Source organism: Klebsiella sp. GFKo11 (assembly GCF_056490265.1).
In genome coordinates this window covers 1,568,903-1,594,728 of sequence record NZ_CM151369.1, presented here as the reverse complement: position 1 = coordinate 1,594,728, position 25,826 = coordinate 1,568,903, and the positions used below count along the sequence as shown (strand labels likewise).

General features: G+C 52.7%; 23 protein-coding genes and 1 pseudogene. 5 read left to right on the top strand and 19 right to left on the bottom strand.

Annotated features, from left to right (window positions below; all coding sequences use genetic code 11):
* Window positions 1-14: 14 nt before the first annotated feature.
* Together AC07P6_RS07770 and purL are read right to left on the bottom strand one after the other, a co-directional pair.
* On the bottom strand, window positions 15-1,451 hold the full coding sequence (locus tag AC07P6_RS07770; protein WP_182207570.1) for a sensor histidine kinase: 1,437 nt from the start codon (window positions 1,449-1,451) through the stop codon (window positions 15-17).
* 563 nt (window positions 1,452-2,014) lie between these two features.
* Window positions 2,015-5,902, bottom strand: coding sequence for a phosphoribosylformylglycinamidine synthase (purL, locus tag AC07P6_RS07765; RefSeq protein WP_434662053.1), 3,888 nt, complete (start codon window positions 5,900-5,902; stop codon window positions 2,015-2,017).
* A gap of 172 nt (window positions 5,903-6,074) precedes the next feature.
* Between purL and mltF the strand changes: the two genes are divergently transcribed.
* Window positions 6,075-7,691, top strand: coding sequence for a membrane-bound lytic murein transglycosylase MltF (gene mltF, locus AC07P6_RS07760; RefSeq protein WP_182240887.1), 1,617 nt, complete (start codon window positions 6,075-6,077; stop codon window positions 7,689-7,691).
* Here mltF and tadA read toward each other — a convergent pair.
* Complete coding sequence (tadA, locus tag AC07P6_RS07755; protein WP_434662051.1) at window positions 7,688-8,194, bottom strand: tRNA adenosine(34) deaminase TadA; 507 nt, start codon at window positions 8,192-8,194, stop codon at window positions 7,688-7,690. The two genes, mltF and tadA, sit on opposite strands and share 4 nt — an antisense overlap.
* 59 nt (window positions 8,195-8,253) lie before the next feature.
* The gene (gene yfhb / locus AC07P6_RS07750) at window positions 8,254-8,877 is read right to left on the bottom strand and encodes a phosphatidylglycerophosphatase C (RefSeq protein WP_167492856.1); all 624 of its coding nucleotides are present in this window, start codon (window positions 8,875-8,877) and stop codon (window positions 8,254-8,256) included.
* 225 nt (window positions 8,878-9,102) lie between these two features.
* On the opposite strand from yfhb, the gene AC07P6_RS07745 reads away from it, so the two are divergent.
* Window positions 9,103-9,951, top strand: a complete 849-nt coding sequence (locus AC07P6_RS07745) for a MurR/RpiR family transcriptional regulator (protein WP_304252848.1) — start codon at window positions 9,103-9,105, stop codon at window positions 9,949-9,951.
* 39 nt (window positions 9,952-9,990) lie between these two features.
* Here AC07P6_RS07745 and AC07P6_RS07740 read toward each other — a convergent pair whose 3' ends face one another.
* Both AC07P6_RS07740 and AC07P6_RS07735 read right to left on the bottom strand, forming a co-directional pair.
* Entirely contained in the window at window positions 9,991-10,908 is a 918-nt protein-coding gene (locus AC07P6_RS07740) for an oxidoreductase (protein WP_182207575.1), read from the bottom strand.
* A 21-nt stretch (window positions 10,909-10,929) separates the two neighbouring features.
* Window positions 10,930-12,126: pseudogene (locus tag AC07P6_RS07735) on the bottom strand (L-lactate MFS transporter).
* 116 nt (window positions 12,127-12,242) lie between these two features.
* Between AC07P6_RS07735 and AC07P6_RS07730 the strand changes: the two are divergent.
* Both AC07P6_RS07730 and AC07P6_RS07725 read left to right on the top strand, forming a co-directional pair.
* Entirely contained in the window at window positions 12,243-13,169 is a 927-nt protein-coding gene (locus AC07P6_RS07730) for a LysR family transcriptional regulator (RefSeq protein WP_478315968.1), read from the top strand.
* Between the two features lie 37 nt (window positions 13,170-13,206).
* Window positions 13,207-13,467: a YfhL family 4Fe-4S dicluster ferredoxin gene (locus tag AC07P6_RS07725; RefSeq protein ID WP_110272062.1), complete on the top strand. Its 261-nt coding sequence runs from the start codon at window positions 13,207-13,209 to the stop codon at window positions 13,465-13,467.
* On the opposite strand, the gene acpS is transcribed toward AC07P6_RS07725, so the two are convergent.
* The 12 genes from acpS to rseD form a co-directional block, all read right to left on the bottom strand.
* On the bottom strand, window positions 13,464-13,844 hold the full coding sequence (gene acpS / locus AC07P6_RS07720; RefSeq protein WP_182207578.1) for a holo-ACP synthase: 381 nt from the start codon (window positions 13,842-13,844) through the stop codon (window positions 13,464-13,466). The genes AC07P6_RS07725 and acpS overlap by 4 nt on opposite strands.
* Window positions 13,844-14,575 (bottom strand): pyridoxine 5'-phosphate synthase, encoded by a 732-nt coding sequence (pdxJ, locus tag AC07P6_RS07715; RefSeq protein ID WP_181485293.1) that lies wholly within the window; start codon window positions 14,573-14,575, stop codon window positions 13,844-13,846. The genes acpS and pdxJ overlap by 1 nt, the downstream gene beginning before the upstream one ends.
* An 11-nt stretch (window positions 14,576-14,586) precedes the next feature.
* Entirely contained in the window at window positions 14,587-15,324 is a 738-nt protein-coding gene (recO, locus tag AC07P6_RS07710) for a DNA repair protein RecO (RefSeq protein ID WP_110272059.1), read from the bottom strand.
* A gap of 131 nt (window positions 15,325-15,455) precedes the next feature.
* The gene (gene era, locus AC07P6_RS07705) at window positions 15,456-16,361 is read right to left on the bottom strand and encodes a GTPase Era (protein WP_112215426.1); all 906 of its coding nucleotides are present in this window, start codon (window positions 16,359-16,361) and stop codon (window positions 15,456-15,458) included.
* Window positions 16,358-17,038, bottom strand: coding sequence for a ribonuclease III (gene rnc / locus AC07P6_RS07700; RefSeq protein WP_110272057.1), 681 nt, complete (start codon window positions 17,036-17,038; stop codon window positions 16,358-16,360). The genes era and rnc overlap by 4 nt, the downstream gene beginning before the upstream one ends.
* A 225-nt stretch (window positions 17,039-17,263) precedes the next feature.
* Window positions 17,264-18,238, bottom strand: a complete 975-nt coding sequence (gene lepB, locus AC07P6_RS07695) for a signal peptidase I (protein ID WP_478315967.1) — start codon at window positions 18,236-18,238, stop codon at window positions 17,264-17,266.
* A 15-nt stretch (window positions 18,239-18,253) separates the two neighbouring features.
* Complete coding sequence (gene lepA, locus AC07P6_RS07690; RefSeq protein WP_110272054.1) at window positions 18,254-20,053, bottom strand: translation elongation factor 4; 1,800 nt, start codon at window positions 20,051-20,053, stop codon at window positions 18,254-18,256.
* Window positions 20,054-20,239: 186 nt separating this feature from the next.
* Complete coding sequence (gene rseC, locus AC07P6_RS07685; protein ID WP_182240453.1) at window positions 20,240-20,719, bottom strand: SoxR-reducing system protein RseC; 480 nt, start codon at window positions 20,717-20,719, stop codon at window positions 20,240-20,242.
* A complete protein-coding gene (gene rseB, locus AC07P6_RS07680; protein ID WP_182207624.1) occupies window positions 20,716-21,672 on the bottom strand; it encodes a sigma-E factor regulatory protein RseB in 957 nt (318 codons plus the stop codon). Before rseB ends, rseC begins: the two co-directional genes overlap by 4 nt.
* On the bottom strand, window positions 21,672-22,322 hold the full coding sequence (gene rseA / locus AC07P6_RS07675) for an anti-sigma-E factor RseA (protein ID WP_112215423.1): 651 nt from the start codon (window positions 22,320-22,322) through the stop codon (window positions 21,672-21,674). Before rseA ends, rseB begins: the two co-directional genes overlap by 1 nt.
* A gap of 32 nt (window positions 22,323-22,354) precedes the next feature.
* The gene (gene rpoE, locus AC07P6_RS07670) at window positions 22,355-22,930 is read right to left on the bottom strand and encodes an RNA polymerase sigma factor RpoE (protein ID WP_110272050.1); all 576 of its coding nucleotides are present in this window, start codon (window positions 22,928-22,930) and stop codon (window positions 22,355-22,357) included.
* Entirely contained in the window at window positions 22,927-23,067 is a 141-nt protein-coding gene (rseD, locus tag AC07P6_RS07665) for a rpoE leader peptide RseD (protein ID WP_167492730.1), read from the bottom strand. Before rseD ends, rpoE begins: the two co-directional genes overlap by 4 nt.
* A gap of 285 nt (window positions 23,068-23,352) precedes the next feature.
* Here rseD and nadB point away from each other — a divergent pair, with 285 nt between their 5' ends.
* Window positions 23,353-24,972 carry an L-aspartate oxidase gene (gene nadB, locus AC07P6_RS07660; RefSeq protein ID WP_478315966.1) on the top strand — a complete coding sequence of 540 codons (1,620 nt, stop codon included), beginning with the start codon at window positions 23,353-23,355 and terminating at the stop codon, window positions 24,970-24,972.
* Here nadB and trmN read toward each other — a convergent pair.
* Window positions 24,957-25,694: a tRNA(1)(Val) (adenine(37)-N(6))-methyltransferase TrmN gene (gene trmN, locus AC07P6_RS07655; protein WP_478315965.1), complete on the bottom strand. Its 738-nt coding sequence runs from the start codon at window positions 25,692-25,694 to the stop codon at window positions 24,957-24,959. The genes nadB and trmN overlap by 16 nt on opposite strands.
* Between the last annotated feature and the right edge of the window lie 132 nt (window positions 25,695-25,826).

Here is a 25,826-nt window from a genome sequence, read left to right as displayed (position 1 = left end):
CACCCAATATTAATTTATGCGTTGTTTTTTCCAGGCTCAGCGGCGGGCAGCGTGATACGAAAACAGATAAGCCCGGATTTATCATCCACCAGGCTCAGCTCGCCCTGCATTTGCCGTACACAGTCACGAGCGATGCTTAGCCCCAGACCGCTGCCTTTTACCGCCCCTTTACGCTGGTGGCTTCCCTGATAAAAAGGCTCGAAAATCATCTGTTTTTCCGCAGGCGGGATCGGCTCGCCATTATTGATAACGTCAATGCGCACTTGCTCGCCGTGCCGGTAGCTATGAATACGGATGTTACCGGATTCAGCACCATAGTGCACCGCATTGGAATAGAGATTATCCAGTACGCTCACCAGAAGTTCGGGCTCCGCCAGGCAGAAGCGCTCGGTGAGCGTCAATTCGGTTTGCATCATTTTAGCTCTTGCCGGCAGGCTATGGGCGGAAACCACATTGTCCACCAGCTCAGCGAGATTGACCGTCTCACGTGCAACCGGGCCATCGGCCTGCTGCCGGTTGTAATCCAGCAGTTGTTCGATCAGCTTTTGTAGATTGCGGCTGCTACTATCCAGAATCTCCACGATCTCCTGCTGTTCGGGCGTGAGCGGCCCGGCCACGCGGTCAGCGAGCAGTTCCGTCCCTTCACGCATGCTGGCCAGCGGCGTTTTCAGCTCATGGGAAAGATGGCGCAAAAACTGATGACGCTGGGATTCCAGCCAGGCAAGACGTTCGCTCAGCCAAATAATGCGTTTGCCGACGGATCGCAGCTCTCGCGGGCCGGTAAACATCGCGGCATCATCCAGCGATTTTCCTTCACCCAGCCGATTAATCATTCTCTGAATACCTTTCACCGGGCCGATAATCATGCGGGTGAAAAGCAGCACCAGGGCCAGGCTGAGCAGAAACAGAACCAGCGCCTGCCAGCCGAAAAACTGGCCGCGTTCGGCAATCTCCTGTTGTAGCTGCTGCCCGCGAGAGTAGACCACCGTTCGGGTCGCCTGGACCATATCGCTGTTGGCAGCGGCAAAAGCTTCCAGGCTGGCGGCAGATTTCGCCGTCGGACCGCTATTTTTGCACTGGAGCTCCGCCAGATCGTCGAGCTCCTGACGTAGCGCCTGCCAGATTTTTTCATCCGGCAGGACACCCGCGTGAGCATCAAGCATTTCATTGTAGCGCTTACGCTGATTTTGATAGACCCGCGCCAGGGTTGGATCATCCAGCACGCAATACTGCCGGTAGCTGCGCTCCATCTCCAGCGCAGCATTGATCATCGCCTCGCTGCGCCGGGCGTCGATAAGAGTAGTGCGATTGATATGCGCCGCCTGCGCGCTCAGCGCGTTAAGGCTTTGCCACGCCTGCCAGGCCAGAACCAATAGCGGGAGCAGGATCAGCACAAAGGAGAGCGTGACCAGTTGGCGCAGTGAACGGGGGAACAGGGAGAGTCGCTTCAAGGATATCGTCTCAATCATTAGCTCACTACGATGCTAACTGAGGACGCAATAAACATCTACGCCAGAAATAATAAAGCCAGGCTACAAGAGCCTGGCTTTATTAAGCAATGAGGCGGTGCCTTACTCGACGTTTCGCCCGATGACTGATAAAGCAGAGCTGTTATCAGGAGTTGGACGGCAGGCACCTGTTTGTGCGTCATTCGAGGTTTATGTAGCGCTTCCCGAGGGGGCTGACATAAGAAGGTGAATGAGCCACTGGTTATAATTATGCACGAACTATGCCACATCACAAAACATTTTATTAACACAATGAAAAATAATGTCTTTTTACTACTTTATCACTGTAATGATGATGGTTGCTATTTGTGCAAAGTGTCGCTAATTAGCAACACCGAATAAGTGATTTATTAACACCATTTTAAATCAATGAGTTAAGTGTCACCTTTTGACGACACGGCTATTACACGTTTGTCGGCGATCCCCGACACCTTTTTCCCACGCTCATCACAAACAAAAAAGCCCCCTGCGATTACAGGAGGCTTAATGAGGTGTGCGAAGAAGACTTAGCCCAGCTGTTTACGCGCGTTGCGGAAAATACGCATCCACGGGCTGTCTTCGCCCCAGTTTTCCGGATGCCAGGAGTTCGACACGGTACGGAATACGCGCTCCGGGTGCGGCATCATGATAGTCGCGCGTCCGCTTTCGCTGGTCACCGCGGTAATGCCGTTCGCCGAACCGTTCGGGTTAGCCGGGTAGTTCTCCGTGACCTTACCAAAGTTATCGACGAAGCGCAGAGCCACCAGGCCTTTGCTCTCTAGCTGAGCCAGATGTGCACCATCACGCACTTCTACCTGCCCTTCACCGTGAGAAACGGCAATTGGCATCATTGACCCCACCATTCCCTGCAACAGCAGCGACGGGCTTTGGGTCACTTCAACCAGGCTGAAACGAGCTTCAAAACGGTCAGAGTGGTTGCGCACAAAGCGCGGCCACAGGTCGCTGCCGGGGATGAGCTCACGCAGGTTAGACATCATCTGACAGCCATTGCACACGCCCAGCGCCAATGTCTGTGGGCGATGGAAGAAAGTGGCAAACTCGTCGCGTACGCGGTCATTGAACAGAATAGATTTCGCCCAGCCTTCACCTGCGCCTAAGACATCACCGTAGGAGAAACCGCCGCAGGCCACCAGCGCCTGGAAATCAGCAAGACCGGTACGGCCCGCCAGCAGGTCGCTCATATGCACGTCGATAGCATCAAAGCCCGCACGATGGAACGCTGCCGCCATTTCTACATGGGAGTTCACGCCCTGCTCGCGCAGCACAGCGACCTTCGGACGCGCGCCGCTAGCGATATAAGGTGCCGCGATGTCTTCGTTGATATCGAAGGAAAGCTTCACGTTGAGGCCTGGATCGTTGTCGTTAGCCTTCGCGTCATGTTCCTGGTCGGCACACTCCGGGTTATCGCGCAGACGCTGCATTTGCCAGGTAGTCTCAGCCCACCACATACGCAGCGTGGTGCGGCTTTCGCTAAATACCGGATGACTATCGGCGGCGATAACAAAGCGGTCGCCCGCCGTCGCCTGTCCGAGGTAGTGAACGCAATCTGCCAGGCCATTCGCCGCCAGCAACGCTTCAACCGCCTGACGATCGGCGGCACGAACCTGAATCACGCCCCCCAGCTCTTCGTTAAACAGCGCAGCCAGATGGTCATTGCCGAGCGCGGCGATATCCACATTGACGCCACAGTGGCCAGCAAAGGCCATTTCAGCCAGGGTCACCAGCAGGCCGCCATCGGAACGGTCATGCCAGGCCAGCAGCTTATCTTCAGCCACCAGCGTCTGCATCGACTCCCAGAAACCTTTCAACTGAGCAACATCGCGCACGTCCGCGGTAACATCGCCCAGCTGACGGTAAACCTGCGCCAGCGCGGTGGCGCCCAGCGCATTTTTGCCTTTGCCCAAATCAATCAGCAGCAGGGCGTTATCAACGGTCGCGAGCTGCGGGGTCACGGTGCGGCGCACATCTTCCACGCGAGCAAAGGCAGAAATCACCAGCGACAGCGGGGAGGTCATTTCGCGCTGTTCATTGCCTTCCTGCCAGCGGGTTTTCATCGACATAGAGTCTTTACCCACTGGAATCGTCAGTCCCAGAGCCGGACACAGCTCTTCGCCAACCGCTTTAACGGCTTCATATAAACCAGCGTCTTCACCTGGGTGACCGGCTGCGGCCATCCAGTTTGCCGACAGCTTCACGCGATTGAGCGCGCCAATCTGCGTCGCGGCGATATTCGTTAGCGCTTCGCCAACCGCCAGGCGGGCAGAAGCGGCAAAGTCCAGCAGCGCAACCGGAGCACGTTCACCAATTGACATGGCTTCACCGTAATAGCTATCGAGGCTGGCGGTGGTTACCGCGCAGTTAGCGACCGGGATCTGCCACGGGCCGACCATCTGATCGCGGGCGACCATGCCGGTCACGGTGCGGTCACCGATGGTGACAAGGAAGGTTTTCTCCGCCACGGTCGGCAGATGCAGCACGCGGTTCACCGCGTCGGCAATAGTTATGCCCTGGCGATCCAGACTCTGACCCTGCGCTTTCAGCGTCTGCACATCGCGGGTCATTTTCGGCGTTTTACCCAGCAGCACGTCGAGCGGCAGATCAATCGGTCGATCGTCAAAATGGGTATCGTCAAGGCTCAGGTGCATCGCTTCAGTCGCTTCGCCAATAACCGCGTACGGCGCACGCTCACGTCGGCATAGTTCATCAAACAGCGGCAACTGCTCCGGTGCAACGGCCATGACGTAACGTTCCTGCGATTCGTTACACCAGATTTCCAGCGGGCTCATGCCCGGCTCGTCGCTGAGGATGTCGCGCAGCTGGAATTTACCGCCGCGGCCACCATCGCTCACCAGCTCCGGCATGGCATTGGACAAACCGCCAGCGCCGACATCATGGATAAACAGAATCGGGTTGGCATCACCCAACTGCCAACAGCGGTCGATAACTTCCTGGCAGCGACGTTCCATTTCCGGGTTGTCGCGCTGTACGGAGGCAAAATCCAGGTCTGCGTCAGACTGTCCCGACGCCATTGAAGAAGCAGCGCCGCCGCCGAGGCCAATGTTCATCGCCGGGCCGCCAAGAACAATCAGCTTCGCGCCAACAACAATCTCCCCCTTCTGCACGTGTTCGCCGCGAATGTTGCCGATACCGCCCGCCAGCATGATGGGCTTGTGATAACCGCGCAGCTCTTCGCCGTTGTGGCTGGTCACTTTCTCTTCATAGGTGCGGAAATAACCGTTCAGCGCCGGGCGACCAAATTCGTTGTTAAACGCCGCACCGCCCAGAGGGCCATCGGTCATGATATCCAGCGCGGTCACAATACGATCCGGCTTGCCGAAATCTTCTTCCCACGGCTGCTCAAAGCCCGGAATACGCAGGTTAGAGACGGAGAAACCCACCAGCCCCGCTTTCGGCTTAGCGCCACGACCGGTCGCGCCTTCGTCACGGATTTCACCGCCGGAACCGGTCGCCGCGCCCGGCCACGGAGAGATCGCCGTCGGGTGGTTGTGGGTTTCGACCTTCATCAAAATATGCGCGTCTTCCTGGTGGAAGTCGTAGCGACCCGTTTCGTGGTCAGCAAAGTAACGTCCCACCGCCGAACCTTCCATTACCGCGGCGTTATCTTTATAGGCCGACAGCACGTAGTCCGGAGTTTTCTCAAAGGTGTTTTTGATCATCTTGAACAGCGACTTCGGCTGCTGCTCGCCATCAATGACCCAATCGGCGTTAAAAATCTTGTGTCGGCAGTGCTCGGAGTTGGCCTGCGCGAACATATAGAGTTCGATATCGTTCGGGTTACGGCCCAGCTTATGGAAGGCATCCTGCAGATAGTCGATTTCGTCATCCGCCAGCGCCAGCCCCAGACGGAGGTTGGCGTCAATCAGCGCCTGACGACCCTGTCCCAGCAGGTCAACGCTGGTTACCGGGGTCGGCTGATGGTGAGCAAACAGCTTTTCGCCCTCTTCCAGCGCATCAAATACGCTTTCCATCATTCGATCGTGCAGTTCAGCCGCCACCAGCGCCCACTGCTCTTCAGTCAGGCTGCTCGCTTCAACGTAGTACACAACGCCGCGCTCCAGGCGTACAACCTGAGACAGGCCGCAGTTATGGGCGATGTCGGTAGCTTTTGAAGACCAGGGAGAGATAGTGCCAGGACGGGGGGTAACGAGCAGTAGCTTGCCGGTTGGGGTATGGCTGCTTAAGTTCGGGCCATATTTTAGCAACCTCGCCAGATTCTCACGATCGTCGCCGCTTAGCGGGGCGCTGAGATCGGCAAAATGAACATACTCGGCATATATAGTGCTTACCGGAAGGTTGGCCGCCTGGAAACGTGCCAGCAGTTTATTGATACGGAATGCCGACAGTGCAGGTGAACCACGCAAAATTTCCATCATAAGTCTCTCGTCTTCGAAGCTTTCAGGGTGAGCCGGGGGAAACGGGCGCCATTATAGTGAATCCTGCGTCCCGACGAAACCGTTTGCGTAGAAATAAAATGGTTGCCAGGGTTTATCAATAAATGTGACCCGACTCGCGAATAAGTTGCCAACTGGCGCATTCTTAAGCAAAATGCCGCTCATTCGACGACAACCTTTTACTTTTTCTGGTCATAGTCTGCTGAGGAACGCAAAGCTGCAGAAGATTAACTATCTGAAAAAACTAAAGATTAATTATCTGCTCATCGGCATTGTAACCCTCTTGCTGGCGGCTGCCCTGTGGCCGTCTCTCCCGTGGATGGGGAAACCAGAGAACCGTGTGGCGGGGATTATGGCGCGCGGAGAACTGCGCATCAGCACCATTAATTCGCCAATGACCTTCGCGACCATCAATGACAAAACCTACGGTTTCGATTATGAGCTGGCACAGCAGTTTGCCAACTACCTTGGGGTCGAGCTGAAGGTGACCGTCCGACAAAATATCAGCCAGTTATTCGACGATCTTGATGAGGGAAAAGCCGACATGCTGGCGGCGGGTCTGGTCTACAACTCTGAACGGATAAAGAACTATCAGGCCGGGCCAACCTACTATTCCGTTTCGCAACAACTGGTGTATCGCAAAGGCAGCCTGCGCCCGCGCAGCCTCGCTAATCTTACCGCTGAGCAGTTGGCTATCGCCCCCGGGCACGTGGCGATTAATGACCTGCAGGCATTAAAAGAACAAAAATATCCGGACCTCGACTGGCGCGTGGATGATAAACGCGGCACCACGGCGCTGATGCAGGCGGTGATCGACGGTAAGCTCGATTACACCATCGCGGATTCGGTCGCCGTCAGTCTGTTCCAGCGCGTCCACCCGGAACTGGCCGTCGCGCTGGATATCAGCGATGAGCAGCCGGTGACCTGGTTTAGTGAAAAAGGCGAAGACAACTCGCTGTCGGCAGCGATGCTCGATTTCTTCAATAACATTAATGAAGACGGCATCCTTGCACGACTGGAAGAGAAATACCTCGGCCACGGTAACGATTTTGACTATGTTGATACGCGCACCTTCCTGCGCGCCGTGGAGAACGTCCTCCCTGACCTACAGCCGATGTTTGAAAAATATGCCCGGCAGATAGACTGGCGCCTGCTGGCGGCCATCTCATGGCAGGAGTCGCATTGGGACCCTCAGGCTACCTCTCCGACCGGCGTACGCGGAATAATGATGCTCACCCGCAATACCGCCCAGAGCCTGGGACTGACCGACCGTACCGACGCAGACCAAAGCCTCGACGGCGGCATGCGTTATCTACAGGATATGATGAGTAAGGTGCCCGACTCCGTTCCCAAAGACGAACGTATCTGGTTTGCGCTGGCGGCTTACAATATGGGCTACGCGCATATGCTTGACGCGATGGCGCTAACCAAAAAGCAGAAAGGTAATCCCAATAGCTGGGCCGATGTGAAGCAGCGTCTGCCGCTGCTGAGCCAGAAAAACTATTACAGTCGGCTGAAGTACGGCTTTGCGCGCGGTCATGAGGCCTACGCCTACGTCGAGAATATCCGCAAATACCATATCAGCCTTGTGGGCTACCTCTCTGAGAAAGAGAGAAAAGAGGCGCAGATTGCGGCGCTTGGCGAACACTATCCGGCGGTCATGCCGGATGAGTTAAATAAAGAAGAACAGTACGCCATGTCCTTTTTCAGCTTTCGCGCCGAAACGCTGGTCGATAACGCAAAATTTAAAATCCCAGGACTGGGCCATTAATCTTCCGTTTGCTGACGCGCCTTTTTAAGCATTTTTTTCTCTTCGCGCCGCCAGCGGAAAAAATCGCTCAGCATACCAGAGCACTGTTCTGCCAGGAGTCCTTCGGTTATCTCTACCCGATGATTCATCCCCGGATGATGCAGCACGTCGATAAGCGATCCGGCAGCGCCGGTTTTCGCATCCCTGGCACCGAATACCAGCCGTGAAATGCGGCTATGTACCATCGCCCCGGCGCACATTACACAAGGCTCCAGGGTGACGTACAGCGTCGCGTCAACCAGACGGTAGTTTTGCAGCACCATCCCACCCTGGCGCAACGCCATAATCTCAGCATGCGCAGTAGGATCGTGACGGCCAATTGGCCGGTTCCAGCCTTCACCGATGACCTGATGATTGTGCACCAGCACCGCGCCGACCGGCACCTCGCCCTCTTCCCAGGCGCGTTTCGCCAGCGTCAAAGCATGACGCATCCAGTATTCATCATTTAATTCATGGTCAGACAAAGCGGGCACTCCTGCGGAAAAAGCGGGGCGCATTATACATGGGCGCTATGTATTACACACTATTCTAACTGCTGAAGATCGCCCTGTGGGGTTACTCGCCAGCGGTGCTGGCAAAAATAGAGCAGCGGATTGTCCTGTTCGCTGTCGCTATAACCACTATACAAGCGCAGCGGAGCACCGATTTTTTGCTCCAGTTGCGCGACTTTTTCGTTACCCAGACAGCGCAGCGTTAAAACCCAGCCGCCGCAACGGCGCTCCATCCGACTGGCAATCAGATTCACCCGTGGCAACCATGCAGTATCAAAATAGACCTGCTCCACCAGCGACTGCGGCGACCCGGTAATCAACCAAACGTCCGCATCGGTACTGGTCAGATAATCCGTCAACCGTGACTGAACGACGGGAAAAGCCGTGACATGCTGCCGGAACCAGTGAACAAAACTCGCCTCAAGACGTTTCAGATGCCTCTCACTGCGCCCGAAAGTCGTAGCCCACAGCAGCAGGCTCATCGGCCAGCGTGCGGCCCGACCGTTTAGCAACAGTCCGGCAAGAATAACGGGCAACAGAGGAAGAACCAGCAGCGTATTCAACGGCTGATGACGTAACACATAGCGCAAGAAACTGCCGAACATATCCTGCTGATGCAAGGTGCCATCCAGATCAAAGAAAACCACTCGCCGCATGCTACTATTCAAAACCGACTCCTCTGGATTAACACCTCGATAACCAATAGCTTAACAGCCTTACGCATTGAATAGCGAAAACATCCGCCATCGTTGAGCCGGGATTAAGGTAAAACCTGCTTGCAGAGAAATCTGAACGGTTGAATTTTTAATTCGCACTATTCCCCTTATAATTGAATACAAAATTCTTTCAGCCGAGGGTGAAAGCTGTCCTCCGGAGCCGCTATGAACTGTTTGACCCGAATCCGCCAACGCTACCCCACGCTGGCCGCAAGTGATAAAAAACTGGCCGATTTTATTCTGGCCCAACCGGATCAAACCCGCCACCTCAGCTCTCAGCAGCTGGCGGGCGAAGCCGGAGTCAGCCAGTCGAGCGTGGTAAAATTCGCGCAGAAGATGGGTTTTAAAGGTTTCCCGGCGTTGAAACTGGCATTAAGCGAAGCATTGGCTAGCGCCCCCTCTCCGCAATCCGTACCGGTGCATAACCAGATTCGCGGAGATGATCCTCTCCGACTGGTGGGCGAAAAGCTGATTAAAGATAATATTGCAGCAATGCATGCCTCTCTGGACGTCAACAGCGAAGAAAAGCTACTGGAAGCCGTTGCGCTACTGCGTAATGCCCGGCGGGTCATTATTACCGGTATTGGCGCATCGGGCCTGGTGGCGAGGAACTTTAGCTGGAAGCTGATGAAAATCGGTATTAACGCCGTTTCTGAGCAGGATATGCACGCCCTTCTGGCAACAGTACAGGCGATGGCGGCAGACGATCTGCTGCTGGCCATCTCCTACTCTGGTGAGCGACGCGAAATTAATATGGCGGCAGGTGAAGCATTGCGAGTGGGGAGCCAGATCCTGGCGATCACCGGTTTTAACCCCAACGCCCTTCAACAGCAGGCAACTCTGTGCCTGTATACCATCGCTGAAGAGCAGGCTACGCGCAGCGCCGCGATCTCCTCCACCAGCGCGCAAATGATGCTGGCCGACCTGCTGTTTATGGGGCTGGTCCAGCAGGATCTCGAGCGCGCCCCGGATCGCATTCGTCACAGTGAAGCGCTGGTGAAAAAACTGGTCTGAAAGCGGGCTCTTCTGCATTTCGCAAAAGAGCCCCTGGATTTATTGCGCTTCTTTGGCGTGAATCAGCTGAGTCAGAAGCTTGTTAACCGGTACGGCAATATTGTTCTGCATCCCAATACGCGCAATCGCCCCATTTAAATAGTCAATTTCAGTGAGCCGCCCTTTATGTAAATCCTGATACATAGAAGGATAATGATGGCCGCTTTCGCGCGGGTCGAATACTTTTTTGACCGTATTCATCACCATTTCCTGAGTCAACGGAATATTCTGACTAGCTGCTACCAGTACAAACTCATCCACCACTGCCTGCGCTAAATCTAATGCTCCAGGTCGACTGCCAAAACCACCAACATTACAATCCAGCAGTGCGCAATAGGTATTCATTACGCTATTAAAAGCCGCTTTCTTCCAGATTGATAATAATACGTCAGGGCTAATTTCCGCATTCAGCCCGGCGCTATTGAGGGCGGCAATGACTCTGGATTCCTGGTCAGCATCCTGGCTGGCAATAGGCTGCAGCTCAATCGTCCCCGTGCCGGTGGCCATAATATGTCCGGCACCTTCCAGTTCGCTCGACCATAACGTGACACCAGCATAAATTTTTTCCCGATCAACATAGTTTGCCAGCGTTTCAATATTTCCCAGACCATTAGATAAAATCATCACGACTTTCGCAGTGGGTAGCAGCGGCTTAATCCTCTGTAGCATGCTGTCCAGTTGCATGGCTTTGGTAAACAGAATAACCAGTTCAAATTCCCCCTGCGCCTTATCGGCCATAACTGCGGGTATCGGATAATACTGTTGAGTCGTTTCCGTTTCGACAAACAATCCCTTACTGCAAATAGCATCAACATGTTCCTGCCAGCTATCGATAAGCGTCACGTCATGTCCGGCAGCCAGTAGCATATAGCCAAAACGACACCCCATAGCCCCTGCACCTGCGATTGCAATTTTCATCTTTATTTCCTTATGATTTGATCAATGTATTTTGGCTAAAACCGTTCCAACATAACGTTTCGTCACCAGCGTGAGCACAACCCCAATAAGCAATAAGACTGTGGTGAGAATAAATACCGTATTGTAGCTCCCCGTATATTTTGCTATAGCTGATGTAACATACGGTGCAATAACCGCACCAACGGCAAAACCAAAATACATAAATCCATAGTTTAATCCCTGATTACGCATGCCAAAGTTCTGACTGGTCAGTCCGGGGAAGATAACTAATATCCCGGCATAAGCAAAGCCAACGCCCAGCGCGCTGAAATAGAACACCGAAGTATTACCATTAAAAAAGAGCAACAGCAGCATACAAAGGCAGGTAAAGAGATAAACAATCACCAGCGTATTATACCCGCCTAACTTATCGGTCAAACCGCCCCAGAACAAGCGACCAATAGAGTTAAATATCGATACCAGACTGACAATCAAGGCCCCGGAGATTAAACCATATTGCGTCATACCAATTTGTGCAGAACTCGAACTGATCACCATTCCGGAGAATACACCCAGCGCCAGAATCATAAAGAGTAGCCAAAAACGCAGGTCCTTAAGCATACGTCGATAGTCTTTATCCATTGGCGATGCTTTAATTCCACCACTATCTTTTGCGGGCGCGCTTCGAATAAAGAATTGCACAATAAAAATGACAACCAAATATACGATACCAAGATATAATAGCGCCCGACTGACATCGTGGGTTTGCGCCATAAAATATTCAGCCAGGCGGGTGCAAAGTAGCGTCCCTACTCCAACGCCGGCCAGGACGATGCCGCTGGCAAGCCCTCGACGGTCAGGGAAAAACTTGAGAATATTATTAAGATTCCCCGTAAAGGCCAATCCCGATCCCAGCCCAGCGATGACCCCATAGGTTAAGAACAACATCGGCAAATTATCCACGAACCCGGACAAGATAAAACCTAAAGAAAACAGGATGCCACCGATGACAATCGCCTATTTTCCTTTGCCGTTATCGATCATTCTCCCGCCCCAAATCATCGGTAAAGGAATGATCCCCATATTGATAGAAAATGCCAACGCCAGGGTCGCAGGGTCCCAGTGATATTGCTCCATTAATGGTGTTTTAAAATAGCTAAATGCATAGACGCCCCCGAGTACAAAATTTATGCACACGTGGGCGGCAAGCATTCCCCAGCGGTTGATTGATACCGACATAATTTTTCCTTTTTTAAAATGCACTGATCACAGTTTAAAAAAAGCAAAATAGGCAAACAATTTGGTATTTTTTATAATCGTTATAACAAAACCCAATCGATTGGCGTTCCATTTCAATGAATATCAAACAACTGCATTCTTTCCTGATTTTGTGTGATGAACTACATTATGGTCGGGCAGCCAGTCGACTTTTTATCACCCAACCATCATTAAGTCAGCAAATCAAACAACTTGAGTCATCACTTAAGACAATATTATTTAAACGAAGAGGCAGAGGTATTGAATTAACAAAACCCGGCATTATTTTGCAACAGCATGCTAACAAAATAATGTTGGATTTGAAAAATGCGGAAAACGATCTCCTTCCCTATAAATATCAGCAACGCGATACGATATCGATTGGCGTCTCAGGCAGCTATCTGGTCTTGCCAGCCTTTCGCAGCTTTATGACGCATCATCCTGAAATTTCCTTGAATGTTAAGGAATTTTCCACGGAACAAACCATCAAAAAACTCACCGATAGTAGCGTCGATATTGGTATCGTTTACCGGACCACGCTGCCCGCTCAGCTTAGCTCTACCATGTTGTTTGAAGATGAGATTATCGCCGCTATCCCGCTTTCACATCCCCTGGCGAAGCATGAGCGCCTACGCCCTGAAGATCTGAACGACCAACCCATTATCGTGCTTAATGACTCTCTATTATTAAGAGGAATTATCACGACAGAATTCAATAACCGTAAGATAGCGCCGAATATCATCTGCGAGCTGGATAACCACTACTCATGCCTTGAGTATGCTGAAGCACAAATTGGCATCGCATTTATTACCCGCTCACTAACGCGTTTATCCACGCCCAAAAATGTCCGTCTGGTTTCGCTTGGTATTCCGGCTTTTTTCATCCCAGTGATGCTCGTACATAGCAATGACCTTTCGCTGGACAACGCAACTATCTGCCTGCTCAAGCAGATCAAAAATTTTTACACTACGGATAACGAATTGACGCCAGAAAAGAGCTGGCCTGAGCAGAAAATGGGCGTATAATGCCCGCCCTATTTGTATTGTTTCTGAGAATTTCCTGATGGCGCTGTTAATCACCAAAAAATGCATCAACTGCGATATGTGCGAGCCAGAATGCCCGAATGAGGCGATATCAATGGGTGATAGCATTTATGAAATTAACAGCGACCGCTGCACCGAGTGCGTGGGTCATTATGAAACGCCGACCTGCCAGAAAGTGTGTCCAATCCCGAACACTATTCTGAAAGATCCGGCGCATAGTGAAAACGAAGAGCAGTTGTGGGATAAATTCGTCCTGCTGCACCACGCCGAAAAAATCTAGCTTTCGACGATGACCGTAGCGCAGGCATAGTGGCGCTCATCGGCCAGCGTCACATGAATGCTGCTGACTCCTAAACGTGCCGCCAGATTTTTCGCCTCTCCCCACAAACGCAGCTTTGGCTTACCCAGCTCGTCGTTGTAAACCTCAAACTGATTAAAGGCCAGACCGTTGCGAATGCCGGTCCCAAGCGCCTTGGCAGCGGCTTCTTTTACCGCGAAACGCTTAGCCAAAAAACGGACCGGTTGCTGATGCTGTTCCCATATCGCCCACTCATGGTCGCTAAGTACGCGGCGGGCCAGGCGATCGCCGCTGCGGGCGATCACCGCTTCAATACGGGCAATTTCAACAATATCAGTGCCCAGTCCCAGGATAGCCATTACGCGCGAGCTTCCTGCATCAGACGCTTCATTTCCGCAACCGCCTCTTTCAAGCCGCTCATTACCGCACGACCAATAATCGCATGACCGATATTCAGCTCGTGCATTTCCGGCAGTGCCGCAATGGCTTTAACGTTATGGTAGGTTAGACCGTGACCGGCATTGACCTTCAGCCCAAGGCTGGCGGCGTAAGTTGCCGCTTTAGCAATACGCTCCAGCTCTTTTGCCTGCTCTGCATCAGTTGCAGCATCGGCGTAGCAACCGGTGTGAATTTCGATATAGGGTGCTCCCACGTCCGCCGCGGCCTTAATTTGCGCATTATCAGCATCGATAAACAGGGAAACCAGAATACCGGCATCGGCAAGGCGCTTACAGGCATCGCGCATTTTGTCGAGCTGGCCCGCAACGTCCAGACCACCCTCGGTGGTCACTTCCTGGCGTTTTTCCGGCACCAGGCAGCAGAAATGGGGTTTAGTCTCGCAGGCGATATTCAGCATCTCTTCCGTCACCGCCATCTCAAGATTCATGCGAGTATCGAGAGTCTGACGCAGGATACGCACATCGCGATCGGTGATGTGTCGGCGGTCTTCGCGCAGATGGACGGTAATACCGTCAGCACCGGCCTGCTCGGCGATAAAGGCCGCCTGCACCGGGTCAGGATAAGCGGTGCCGCGAGCGTTGCGTAATGTCGCAATGTGGTCAATATTGACCCCTAGCAGTAATTCAGCCATGACAATCCTCGTTAATCGTTATTGGTTTTATTGGCCCGCGCCGCCCGCGCGGGCATAAACTGGCGAAAAAGCTCCCGGCTTTTCAACGGTTTCCCACCAAGATACGGCTTCAGGGCGATACGGGTGAAACGTTTTGCCGCACGCAGCGCATCGCTGTCCGGAAATTCGCGATTCGCCAACGCCTTAAGATGGTGCCCGGTAAAGGTGCTGTTATCAATAACCACGCTGGCGATAAAGCCTTTTTCTTCACGGTAGCGATAGGTCATGGCGTCGTCAACCGCTTCACCGCTCCCGGCACAGTGGAGGAAATCGACGCCGTAACCAAGATGCCCCAGCAGCGCCAGTTCAAAGCGACGCAGTGCCGGTTCAGGAGAACCGCTTGCGCCAGCCAAAGACTGGATGCAGTGCAGATAATCGAAGAAAAGTTCGGAGAAGCGCGTTTCATGCTCAAGCACGCGGGCAAGCAGTTCGTTAACGTAAAGACCGCTATAGAGCGTGATACCGCTGAGAGGGAGCGCCAACGAGACGGCTTCCGCGCTGCGTAGCGTTTTGACTTCGCCACGCCCGCCAAAGCGAAGCAGCAAGGGGGTAAAGGGCTGAAGAGCACCTTTGAGATTGGAACGTTTGGAACGTGCGCCTTTAGCAACAAGGCGCACGCGACCTGACTCTTCCGTGAAGACGTCCAGCATCAGGCTGGTTTCGCTCCAGGGACGACTATGCAGGACAAAAGCGCGCTGCCAGCCTTCCATCATACTCGTCGTCTTTCAAGTTGCAGGTGCGTTGGCTGCGCCCGTTCACCCCAGTCACTTACCTGAGTAAGCTCCCGGGGATTCGCGGTCTTGCCGCCTTCCTGCACCTCGAAAGCCATAGAGTATGAAAACTACTGGTCTTCGCCGTAACCGAGACTGCGCAACGCACGTTCGTCATCGGCCCAGCCGGATTTCACTTTCACCCACAGCTCCAGGTGAACCGGCGCTTCAAACATATCCTGCATGTCTTTACGCGCTTCAATGCCGATGGTTTTGATTTTGGCCCCTTTGTTGCCAATCACCATCTTCTTCTGCCCTTCACGCTCAACCAGAATCAGACCATTGATATCGTAGCCACCGCGTTCGTTAGTCTGGAAACGTTCGATTTCGACGGTCACGGAATACGGCAGCTCAGCGCCCAGGAAACGCATCAGTTTTTCGCGGATGATCTCAGAAGCCATAAAACGCTGAGAACGATCGGTAATATAATCTTCCGGGAAGTGATGAATTGCTTCCGGCAGATGCTTACGCACGATACCAGCGATGGTATCCACGTTCAGCCCGGTTTCCGCGGAAATCGGCACGATATCGAGGAAATTCATCTGGCTGCCGAGGAACTGCAGGTGCGGCAGCAGATCGCCCTTTTCCTGCACGTTATCAACTTTGTTCACCGCAAGGATAACCGGTGCTCTGGCGTCACGCAGCTTCCCCAGAACCATTTCGTCATCTGCCGTCCAGCGTGTACCTTCAACGACAAAAATCACCAGTTCAACGTCGCCAATCGAGCTACTGGCCGCTTTGTTCATCAGACGGTTAATAGCACGCTTCTCTTCCATATGCAGGCCCGGGGTATCAACATAAATTGCCTGATACGGACCTTCAGTATGAATACCGACGATACGGTGACGTGTGGTCTGCGCTTTACGTGAAGTAATAGAAATCTTCTGCCCAAGCAGCTTGTTCAACAGCGTTGATTTACCGACGTTAGGACGACCAACGATAGCAACAAACCCACAATAATTTTTTTCTTCGCTCATTCCAGCTCCAGCTTTTTCAACGCCTGTTCGGCGGCAGCCTGTTCCGCCTTGCGACGGCTAGAACCTGTGCCAACCACCGGTTCACTCAGGCCGCTAACCTGGCAGTGGATAGTAAATTCCTGGTCATGCGCTTCACCGCGAACCTGAACCACCAGGTAGGATGGAAGCGGCAGGTGACGCCCCTGCAGATACTCCTGCAAACGGGTCTTAGGATCTTTTTGCTTATCGCCAGGGCTAATTTCGTCCAGGCGACTTTGGTACCAGGAGAGAATCAGGCGCTCGATGTTCTGAATATCACTGTCGAGGAAAATCCCGCCGATTAATGCTTCAACGGTATCCGCCAGAATGGATTCACGGCGAAAACCTCCACTTTTCAATTCACCCGGCCCAAGACGCAAACATTCACCCAACTCAAACTCGCGGGCCATTTCTGCCAGCGTGTTGCCCCGCACCAACGTCGCGCGCATGCGGCTCATATCACCTTCGTCGACCCGTGGGAAGCGATGGTAGAGCGCATTTGCGATGACGAAACTCAATATAGAGTCACCTAAAAACTCCAGGCGCTCATTGTGTTTGCTGCTGGCACTGCGGTGAGTTAATGCCTGTTGCAACAGCTCCTGATGATGAAAAGTGTAGCCCAGCTTCCGTTGAAGCCGATTAATTACGATGGGATTCATGCGTTACCAATAAATGAATGCGTCAAAAATGCAGCACACGAAACCGACCTGAGTAAAAGCCAACGCGGTTTCGTGTGCTGTGTCAATCTTACGAGAGACAACCTAAAACTTCGGGGGGATATTCTATACGCAACGACAAGGGATGTCGTTAGTTTGAATAGATTTAAATCTTAAATAATTCACGCTGCCGTTATTGTAACGGCAGCGTGAATGAAGGCAGGAAAATTACCGGATACCACCAATACGTGATAAACGTACTCCGGTAGGCCACTCGCCTTCCTGTTTTTCAAAACTCATCCAGATTGCGGTTGCTTTACCAACCAGATTTGCTTCCGGTACAAAGCCCCAATAACGGCTGTCGGCGCTGTTATCGCGGTTGTCACCCATCATGAAATACTGCCCCGGCGGCACAATCCAGGTCGCCAATGGCAGACCAGACTGCTGGTAATACATCCCCACCTGATCCTGAGCAATCGGCACGGTCAGAATACGATGCGTTACCTCACCCAGCGTCTCTTTGCGCTCGGTCAGACGAATGCCGTCGGCTTTGGTTTCACCTTTCGGCAACTGCCAAAAACCGCTGGTTGCTTCACCACCGTTACTACGGGAGAAGGTTTGCACAAAATCGCTCGGCTCGACGTTGGAGTAAGTTACCGGCAGAGCATTGCCGCACGCCTGGCCTGAACTACAGCCCGGCAGGATGGTGACCTGCTTGCTAATCGGATCGTATGTAACTTTATCACCCGGTAAACCAACTGCACGTTTGATGTAGTCCAGACGCGGATCTTCAGGATATTTGAAAACCACGACATCACCCCGTTTCGGATGACCCGTTTCAATTAGCGTTTTCTGGTAGATAGGGTCTTTAATCCCATAAGCAAACTTCTCAACCAGAATAAAATCGCCGATCAACAACGTAGGCATCATCGAACCCGAAGGGATCTGGAAAGGTTCGTAAATAAACGAACGCACTACCAGAACAATCGCCAGGACCGGGAATACCGAAGCACCGGTTTCCAGCCAGCCCGGTTTAGGGCTGACTTTCTTCAGTGTTTTTTTGTCCAACTGGTCGCCGGTCGCGGCCTGAGCGGCGGCCTGACGTTCACGACGTTTTGGCGCGAAAATAAATTTATCCAGGCACCACAATAGACCCGTCACCAGGGTAGCGATGACCAGGATCAGGGCAAACATGTTCGCCATGCCAACTCCTTAGGGTTATTTGCCGTCTTTACCAACGTGCAGAATGGCGAGGAACGCTTCCTGCGGCAGCTCAACGTTACCGACCTGCTTCATGCGTTTCTTACCGTCTTTCTGCTTCTGCAGCAGCTTTTTCTTACGACTGACGTCGCCGCCATAGCATTTCGCCAGGACGTTTTTACGCAGCTGTTTCACCGTTGAACGGGCAATAATGTGGTTGCCGATAGCGGCCTGAATAGCGATGTCGAATTGCTGACGTGGGATCAGCTCTTTCATCTTCTCTACCAGTTCGCGACCGCGGTATGGCGCATTATCATTGTGCGTAATCAGCGCCAGCGCATCCACTCGCTCGCTGTTGATCAACACATCCACGCGTACCATGTTGGAAGCCTGGAAACGTTTGAAGTTATAGTCCAGCGATGCATAACCACGGGAAGTAGATTTCAGGCGGTCAAAGAAATCGAGCACCACTTCCGCCATCGGAATTTCATAGGTCAGCGCAACCTGATTACCGTGGTAGACCATATTGGTCTGAACACCACGTTTTTCTATGCACAGGGTAATGACGTTGCCCAAAAATTCCTGCGGCAGCAGCATATGGCACTCAGCGATCGGCTCACGAAGTTCCTGAATATTGTTCAGCGGCGGGAGTTTAGACGGGCTGTCGACGTAGATAACTTCTTTCGAAGTCGTCTCTACTTCATAGACTACCGTCGGCGCCGTGGTGATCAGATCCAGATCGTATTCGCGCTCCAGACGTTCCTGAATGATCTCCATGTGCAGAAGACCCAGGAAGCCGCAGCGGAAACCAAAACCCAGCGCAGTAGAGCTTTCCGGCTCATAGAACAAAGAGGCATCGTTGAGGCTCAGTTTGCCCAGCGCATCGCGGAAGTTCTCATAATCATCAGAACTTACCGGGAACAAGCCAGCATAAACCTGCGGTTTGACCTTTTTAAAACCTGGCAGAGCTTTATCTGCTGGGTTACGGGACAGAGTCAGCGTATCGCCAACCGGTGCGCCGAGGATGTCTTTAATCGCGCAAACCAACCAGCCAACTTCGCCGCATTTCAGCTCGGTGCGATCAACCTGTTTAGGCGTGAAAATACCGAGACGATCGGCGTTGTAGACCTGACCGGTGCTCATTACCTTGATTTTGTCGCCTTTGCGCATGGTGCCGTTTTTAATACGCACCAGCGAGACAACACCAAGGTAGTTATCAAACCATGAGTCGATGATCAGTGCCTGTAACGGCGCTTCCGGGTCGCCTTCCGGCGGCGGAATATCGCGTACCAGACGCTCCAGGACATCGGGCACACCAACGCCAGTTTTCGCCGAACAGCGCACTGCATCGGTAGCATCAATACCGACGATGTCTTCAATTTCTTCCGCTACGCGTTCAGGATCGGCCGCAGGCAGGTCGATTTTATTCAGGACCGGCACTACTTCCAGGTCCATTTCCATCGCCGTATAGCAGTTAGCCAGCGTCTGAGCTTCTACGCCCTGACCCGCATCAACCACCAGCAGGGCCCCTTCACACGCCGCCAGTGAACGAGAAACTTCATAGGAGAAGTCCACGTGCCCCGGGGTGTCGATAAAGTTCAGCTGATAGATTTCGCCATTGGTCGCTTTGTAATCCAGCGTGACGCTCTGTGCCTTGATGGTAATCCCGCGCTCGCGTTCAAGATCCATGGAATCCAGGACCTGGGCTTCCATTTCACGATCGGAAAGGCCACCGCAAATCTGGATAATTCGGTCAGACAGCGTCGACTTACCGTGGTCAATGTGAGCGATGATTGAAAAGTTACGTATATTCTTCATATTTAGAGTTAGTTATGCCTTACGCGTATCATGAGGCCGCTATTCTGTGCCTGACGTTTTTTTGATCCGAAAACGCCGCATTCTACACTACATCCACGAAACCAGGAAATGCTCTTACGGCTAGCATAGTCGGAGTAAATGACGAGATCTTGTGGGAGTTGTAAATAAAAATTAGGGCCAGTGAAATCACTGACCCAATGGTGCGGAAGGCGTCTCGATGCGAACTAAATCTGGCGGTAAACCGACGCTAATAATCACCGGTTGCCACGACTGACGAGCCGCTAAACCAGGAGAAAGACCACGAGCCACCAAAAACCCGCCAACGCCGCCAAGTATTGCCCCACACAGCGAAGCAAAATCATTCGCGAACAGAACCTGGAAGATAGACGCCATTAAAAACAATCCAACTAACGGTGCCATATAGACCAATACGGCAGAGCCAAGCAAACTGCTTTCGGCAATCCCCAATTCTACTTTTTGCCCGGCAGCCAGCGGCTGTTCACAAGGCACGCTAATTGTATGGCTGGTTTGCGGCCCGAGCTTATTCAACACCCGACTACCGCAACCGGCACGGGAAGCGCAACTACTACAGGATGCTTTAACATCGCAATGCACCTGCGCAATTCCGTTATTCCAGGAAACGACCGTTGCCCACTCTTTGATCATTGTACGGCCTTGAATTTAATGCTGTCAGAAATACGCTTCGCGGTTTGCGGGGGCAGTTCGCCAACAATGGTTATCTCTGCATTATCGCGCACAATGGTAGCCACGGTGCGACGCCCGGTACGCAACAACTGATCGCTACTATTTGCTGCGGCGCGATTAATATTGATGGAGAAACTAAATAGCCCATCAGAGTAGAGACGGGACTCTACCGGACCATCAAACGTTGGTAGACGACGCTGGCTGCTGGAGACTTCCGCAACCCCCTGCGGCAGCCAGGTTGGCGCCCAGTTGAAGTTAGCCTTATCACCGCCTTCCGGTACGGAAAGCTGCGGCGGCAGGCTCGCCTTTGCCAGAGTTTCCATACTGGCGCTAACATTGTCGCCAACGCTGAAAGAAACGACCCGGAACTGCTCAAGGGTTTCCCCATCGCGATCGAGTAAATCAACACGCAGCGGCAGCTTTGTTTCAGCATCTAGCCAGGCGATGTAACTGTAACGCGTACCATCACGGGCCACGACTCGCACCACATCGCATAAACGATCGGCAATACGCGTACGCCCAACAGAGATGAAATCATAATACGACGCCAGCCGTTTGAAGTCGCTGTACACCAATGAAGGCAGCGAATCGACGATATAGTCACCATTCAACGTGAACGGATCGAGGCCTGGTTCAAAATAGCTAATTTCAGTGCCGCGCAGTACGACTTCCCTGCGAGGGCCGTCGAGCTGTAATAGCTGAGCGAGGGGGCGGTTATTCAGTTTCGCGTGTCGATAGCGCAGCGACTCAACGCCCTGCTTGTTGATGCTGACGAAAGACAGCTCGTAATTGAGGGACTGGCTAGCCAGGTTCATCTGCTGCAACAACGCCCCGGACGATGTATCAGCCGAGGCGTTGGCGGAGAAGAACAAGCTGCCTGCCATGAGCGACATGGCACACAAAAGTTGCTTCATTACTGCGATTGCGTTCCTAAAGTTTGATAGCCCGGCACCTGAACAGCGGCTTGCTGAGTCTGGGCCTGACCAAACTGAAGCTGTTCAGCATGCAGGCGACGCTGCAATTCATAATCCTGCAGCATAGCATTAATTCTGCGGCGCTGTTCCTGCACTTGCGCCTGCTGACCGCTGCCTGCTGAAGCATCCGCTGGCACGCCCAGACTAACCGGGCTGGCTTTCCCCATCATCGGCATGGTGTTAAACACCGGCGCTTCAGGCTGCTGAGATGCATCAGACTGCCCATTATACTGCTGGACGCCGACGATAACAGCAAGGGAAACGCACGCAGCGACCCCCATTTGGGTTAATGAACTTGCCCATGGGCGCACTTTTTGCCAGAAAGGCATCTGGCGCCACTGATGCGGGGCAGGCTGAGATTCAGGAATTAGAGGAACCGTCTGACGAACGGGCTCATTTTCAATGGCGGCCATGACGCGAGCAGAGATATCAAAATGGAGCATCTCACTGGTATCGCCTCGCAGCGTATCGCGGATGAGATGATAGCTCTCCCAGGTTTTTTGCATTTCAGATGAACGACCTAGCTCATTGAGCAGTTCGTTATCCAGCGTTTCACCATCCATTAAGGCCGAAAGTTTTTCTTTCTGCATGCCTGATACCCTTTTCCAGTATTCCGCTATCGTCAACGCCGGATTAGCGGTTGAACTTTATTATCAATAGCTTCTCGTGCCCGGAAGATACGCGAACGCACTGTGCCCACCGGACAATCCATGATGGCGGCTATTTCTTCATAGCTCATGCCATCCAACTCCCGCAAGGTAATTGCCATGCGTAAATCTTCCGGAAGCGATTCGATGGTACGAAAAACTATTTGTCTCAGCTCTTCTGACAACATTAAGTTCTCAGGGTTCGAAATTTCTTTCAATGCCCCGCCACTTTCGAAATTTTCTGCCTCATTGGCATCAACATCGCTGGATGGCGGACGGCGCCCCTGAGCAACCAGATAATTCTTCGCCGTATTGACGGCGATACGATATAACCAGGTGTAAAAAGCACTATCCCCCCGGAAAGAATCCAGCGCACGCCATGCTTTTACGAACGACTCCTGAACAACGTCAGCGATATCGCCCGGTGGCACGTAGCGGGAGACCAGGCTTGCAACCTTATGCTGATAGCGTACCACCAGCAGGTTAAATGCTTTCTGATCTCCTTTCTGGACCCGTTCAACAAGGACCTGATCCGTTAACTGCTCGCTCATCCGAGGTAATGTCTCCCCAAACCCAATTCCCATGCGTATTCAAAACACCACCCAATGACTGCATAAATGAGCAAGCTGAGGGTTGGAGTGTCTGAAAACAATAAAGTTCCGTTACGCCTTTTTTTTTCGTCTGGCACCGGCTGACGGGTCGTTATCTCTCATTATATGCCCCGGTAGCTAAACGATATGTAAGATAATAAGAAAAAGCGCAAAGCCCGCCAGAAGGGTAACGTAACCCGACTTTTATTTCACTATAAAATCTGAAGCTAACGAGTTGCTTCGCAAAACTTTTCTTACATTTACAGCCCACCCCATCAAAGCGTTATGTTTAGCCGCCACAACATTGAGTAAAAAAAATGTACGATTCAGCGCAGGCTGGTGCTATTGTGCTGCAATCCTGTTTAGTAAATTAAACAAAGCTCATGAAAACAACTTCTGATTCCTCTTGTGATGTACTGATTGTTGGCAGCGGTGCTGCCGGATTGTCCCTTGCTTTGCGGCTGGCGGAACACTGCACAGTCACGGTACTGAGCAAAGGCCCTATCAGTGAAGGGTCAACTTTCTATGCTCAAGGCGGGATCGCCGCCGTCTTCGATGAAACCGACAGCATTGAATCCCATGTAGAAGATACGTTGATTGCCGGAGCCGGCCTTTGCGATCGCCATGCCGTTTCTTTTGTCGCCAGCAACGCTAAACCCTGCGTTCAGTGGCTTATTGATCAGGGCGTCCTGTTTGATACTCAGGTTCAGGCTAACGGGGCTGAAAGCTATCACTTGACCCGAGAAGGGGGGCATAGCCACCGCCGAATTCTCCACTCAGCCGACGCGACGGGTAAAGCCGTAGAGACAACGCTGGTCAGCAAAGCGCTTTCTCATCCCAACATCCGCGTGCTGGAACGCAGCAACGCCGTTGACCTGATTATCTCAGATAAAATCGGCCTGCCGGGAACGCGTCGCGTAGTAGGAGCCTGGGTCTGGAATCGAAATAAAGAAACGGTTGAAACTTGTAGCGCAAAAGCGGTGGTACTGGCTACCGGAGGCGCGGCTAAGGTATACCAATATACGACAAATCCCGACGTCTCTTCCGGTGATGGGATCGCCATGGCCTGGCGTGCAGGTTGCCGTGTCGCCAACCTTGAGTTCAATCAGTTTCACCCCACCGCCTTATACCATCCGCAGGCGCGCAATTTCCTGCTGACAGAAGCATTGCGCGGTGAAGGCGCACTGTTGAAACGCCCGGACGGCACACGATTTATGCCGGACTTTGACGAACGCGGTGAACTGGCCCCCCGCGATGTGGTCGCCCGAGCCATCGACCATGAAATGAAGCGCCTTGGCGTCGACTGCATGTATCTCGACATCAGCCATAAACCCGCAGAATTTATTCGCCACCATTTCCCTATGATTTACGAGAAGTTACTGGGTCTGGGAATCGATCTGACAAAAGAGCCGGTGCCTATTGTTCCGGCTGCTCACTATACCTGCGGCGGTGTGATGGTTGACGATAACGGACGTACTGATGTCGACGGCCTGTATGCCATCGGCGAAGTCAGCTATACCGGATTACATGGCGCTAACCGCATGGCTTCAAACTCGCTGCTGGAGTGTCTTGTTTACGGTTGGTCCGCAGCCGAAGATATCGTTAAGCGCATGCCTTTCGCGCAGAGAGTCAATGAACTTCCTTTATGGGACGAAAGCCAGGTCGAAATCCCCGACGAACTTGTTGTTATCCAACATAACTGGCATGAGCTGCGCTTATTAATGTGGGATTATGTCGGCATTGTGCGCACCACCCGCCGACTTGAGCGTGCCCTGCGACGCATTACTATGCTGCAGCAGGAACTGGACGAATATTACACCCGCTTCCGCGTCTCCAATAATTTGCTGGAGCTGCGTAACCTGGTCCAGGTTGCCGAGTTGATTGTGCGCTGCGCCATGCTACGTAAAGAGAGCCGTGGTCTGCACTATACGCTGGACTATCCGGAACAGTTGCCGACTAGCGGGCCGTCAGTGCTGTCGCCACTGGTTCACATAAAAAGATAGAAATCCTCGGTCAGAGCGGTAAATCCTTCGGAATACTGCTGCTCTGGCCCGCGGATAACCAACCTGTCGCTAAAGCACTCACCCGCTGTCGGCGAAAAAGCCAACAGAACCCGATGCGGTGGACGCATTTCCGTTTCCGCCACGTCGGTACGTAAACGTAGATGCCAACCCATGTTCTGCGCCCGCTGAACAAATGCATTACCGATATCAACCGGCAACACAACGCAAAAAAATCCCTCTTCCGTAATGGATTCAGCGGCACAGGTTAACAGCGTTGTATGATCGAGCGTGGTGGTATAGCGGGCCTGCTCACGCTGCGAGGTCGCGCAGGGGACACCTTCAGCAAAAAAAGGCGGATTGCTGACAATCAGTTCGTAGCGTCGGGTTTGCGGCGACTGCCATTGCTGAATATCAGCCCGGTGGATCTGGATACGTCCGGACCACGGGGATTCTTCAGCGTTTTCCCGCGCCTGTTCTGCCGCATCTTCGTCCAGTTCAACAGCGTCAACAGTGACCGCCTCCACGGTTCGCTGCGCTATCATTAGCGCAAGCAGGCCGCTGCCAGTACCGATATCCAGTACGTGCTTAACCTGCGCTATCGGAGCCCATGCGCCAAGTAAAATGCCGTCAGTGCCCACCTTCATCGCACAGCGATCGTGGGCGATAAAAAATTGTTTAAATGTAAAACCATTGCGCGGCAGCGCAAACTTCGACTGAGACATCCTCGATAACCTTGCGGGCAAAAAACTCCTGGGCTTAAGGCTATGCACAATACCGGAGAACAGATAGCCTTACAAACAGATGAACATTGCGTCCGTAACGTCTATAATCGGCGGTCCACTCAGAGGTAGATC

Bases quoted from the DNA above. Each gene is read 5' to 3' on its own strand.
- purL (WP_434662053.1), bottom strand. From the start codon at position 5,902: ATGATGGAAATTTTGCGTGGTTCACCTGCACTGTCGGCATTCCGTATC.
- mltF (WP_182240887.1), top strand. From the start codon at position 6,075: ATGCCGCTCATTCGACGACAACCTTTTACTTTTTCTGGTCATAGTCTG.
- yfhb (WP_167492856.1), bottom strand. From the start codon at position 8,877: ATGCGGCGAGTGGTTTTCTTTGATCTGGATGGCACCTTGCATCAGCAG.
- AC07P6_RS07745 (WP_304252848.1), top strand. From the start codon at position 9,103: ATGAACTGTTTGACCCGAATCCGCCAACGCTACCCCACGCTGGCCGCA.
- AC07P6_RS07740 (WP_182207575.1), bottom strand. From the start codon at position 10,908: ATGAAAATTGCAATCGCAGGTGCAGGGGCTATGGGGTGTCGTTTTGGC.
- AC07P6_RS07730 (WP_478315968.1), top strand. From the start codon at position 12,243: ATGAATATCAAACAACTGCATTCTTTCCTGATTTTGTGTGATGAACTA.
- AC07P6_RS07725 (WP_110272062.1), top strand. From the start codon at position 13,207: ATGGCGCTGTTAATCACCAAAAAATGCATCAACTGCGATATGTGCGAG.
- acpS (WP_182207578.1), bottom strand. From the start codon at position 13,844: ATGGCTATCCTGGGACTGGGCACTGATATTGTTGAAATTGCCCGTATT.
- pdxJ (WP_181485293.1), bottom strand. From the start codon at position 14,575: ATGGCTGAATTACTGCTAGGGGTCAATATTGACCACATTGCGACATTA.
- recO (WP_110272059.1), bottom strand. From the start codon at position 15,324: ATGGAAGGCTGGCAGCGCGCTTTTGTCCTGCATAGTCGTCCCTGGAGC.
- era (WP_112215426.1), bottom strand. From the start codon at position 16,361: ATGAGCGAAGAAAAAAATTATTGTGGGTTTGTTGCTATCGTTGGTCGT.
- rnc (WP_110272057.1), bottom strand. From the start codon at position 17,038: ATGAATCCCATCGTAATTAATCGGCTTCAACGGAAGCTGGGCTACACT.
- lepB (WP_478315967.1), bottom strand. From the start codon at position 18,238: ATGGCGAACATGTTTGCCCTGATCCTGGTCATCGCTACCCTGGTGACG.
- lepA (WP_110272054.1), bottom strand. From the start codon at position 20,053: ATGAAGAATATACGTAACTTTTCAATCATCGCTCACATTGACCACGGT.
- rseC (WP_182240453.1), bottom strand. From the start codon at position 20,719: ATGATCAAAGAGTGGGCAACGGTCGTTTCCTGGAATAACGGAATTGCG.
- rseB (WP_182207624.1), bottom strand. From the start codon at position 21,672: ATGAAGCAACTTTTGTGTGCCATGTCGCTCATGGCAGGCAGCTTGTTC.
- rseA (WP_112215423.1), bottom strand. From the start codon at position 22,322: ATGCAGAAAGAAAAACTTTCGGCCTTAATGGATGGTGAAACGCTGGAT.
- rpoE (WP_110272050.1), bottom strand. From the start codon at position 22,930: ATGAGCGAGCAGTTAACGGATCAGGTCCTTGTTGAACGGGTCCAGAAA.
- nadB (WP_478315966.1), top strand. From the start codon at position 23,353: ATGAAAACAACTTCTGATTCCTCTTGTGATGTACTGATTGTTGGCAGC.
- trmN (WP_478315965.1), bottom strand. From the start codon at position 25,694: ATGTCTCAGTCGAAGTTTGCGCTGCCGCGCAATGGTTTTACATTTAAA.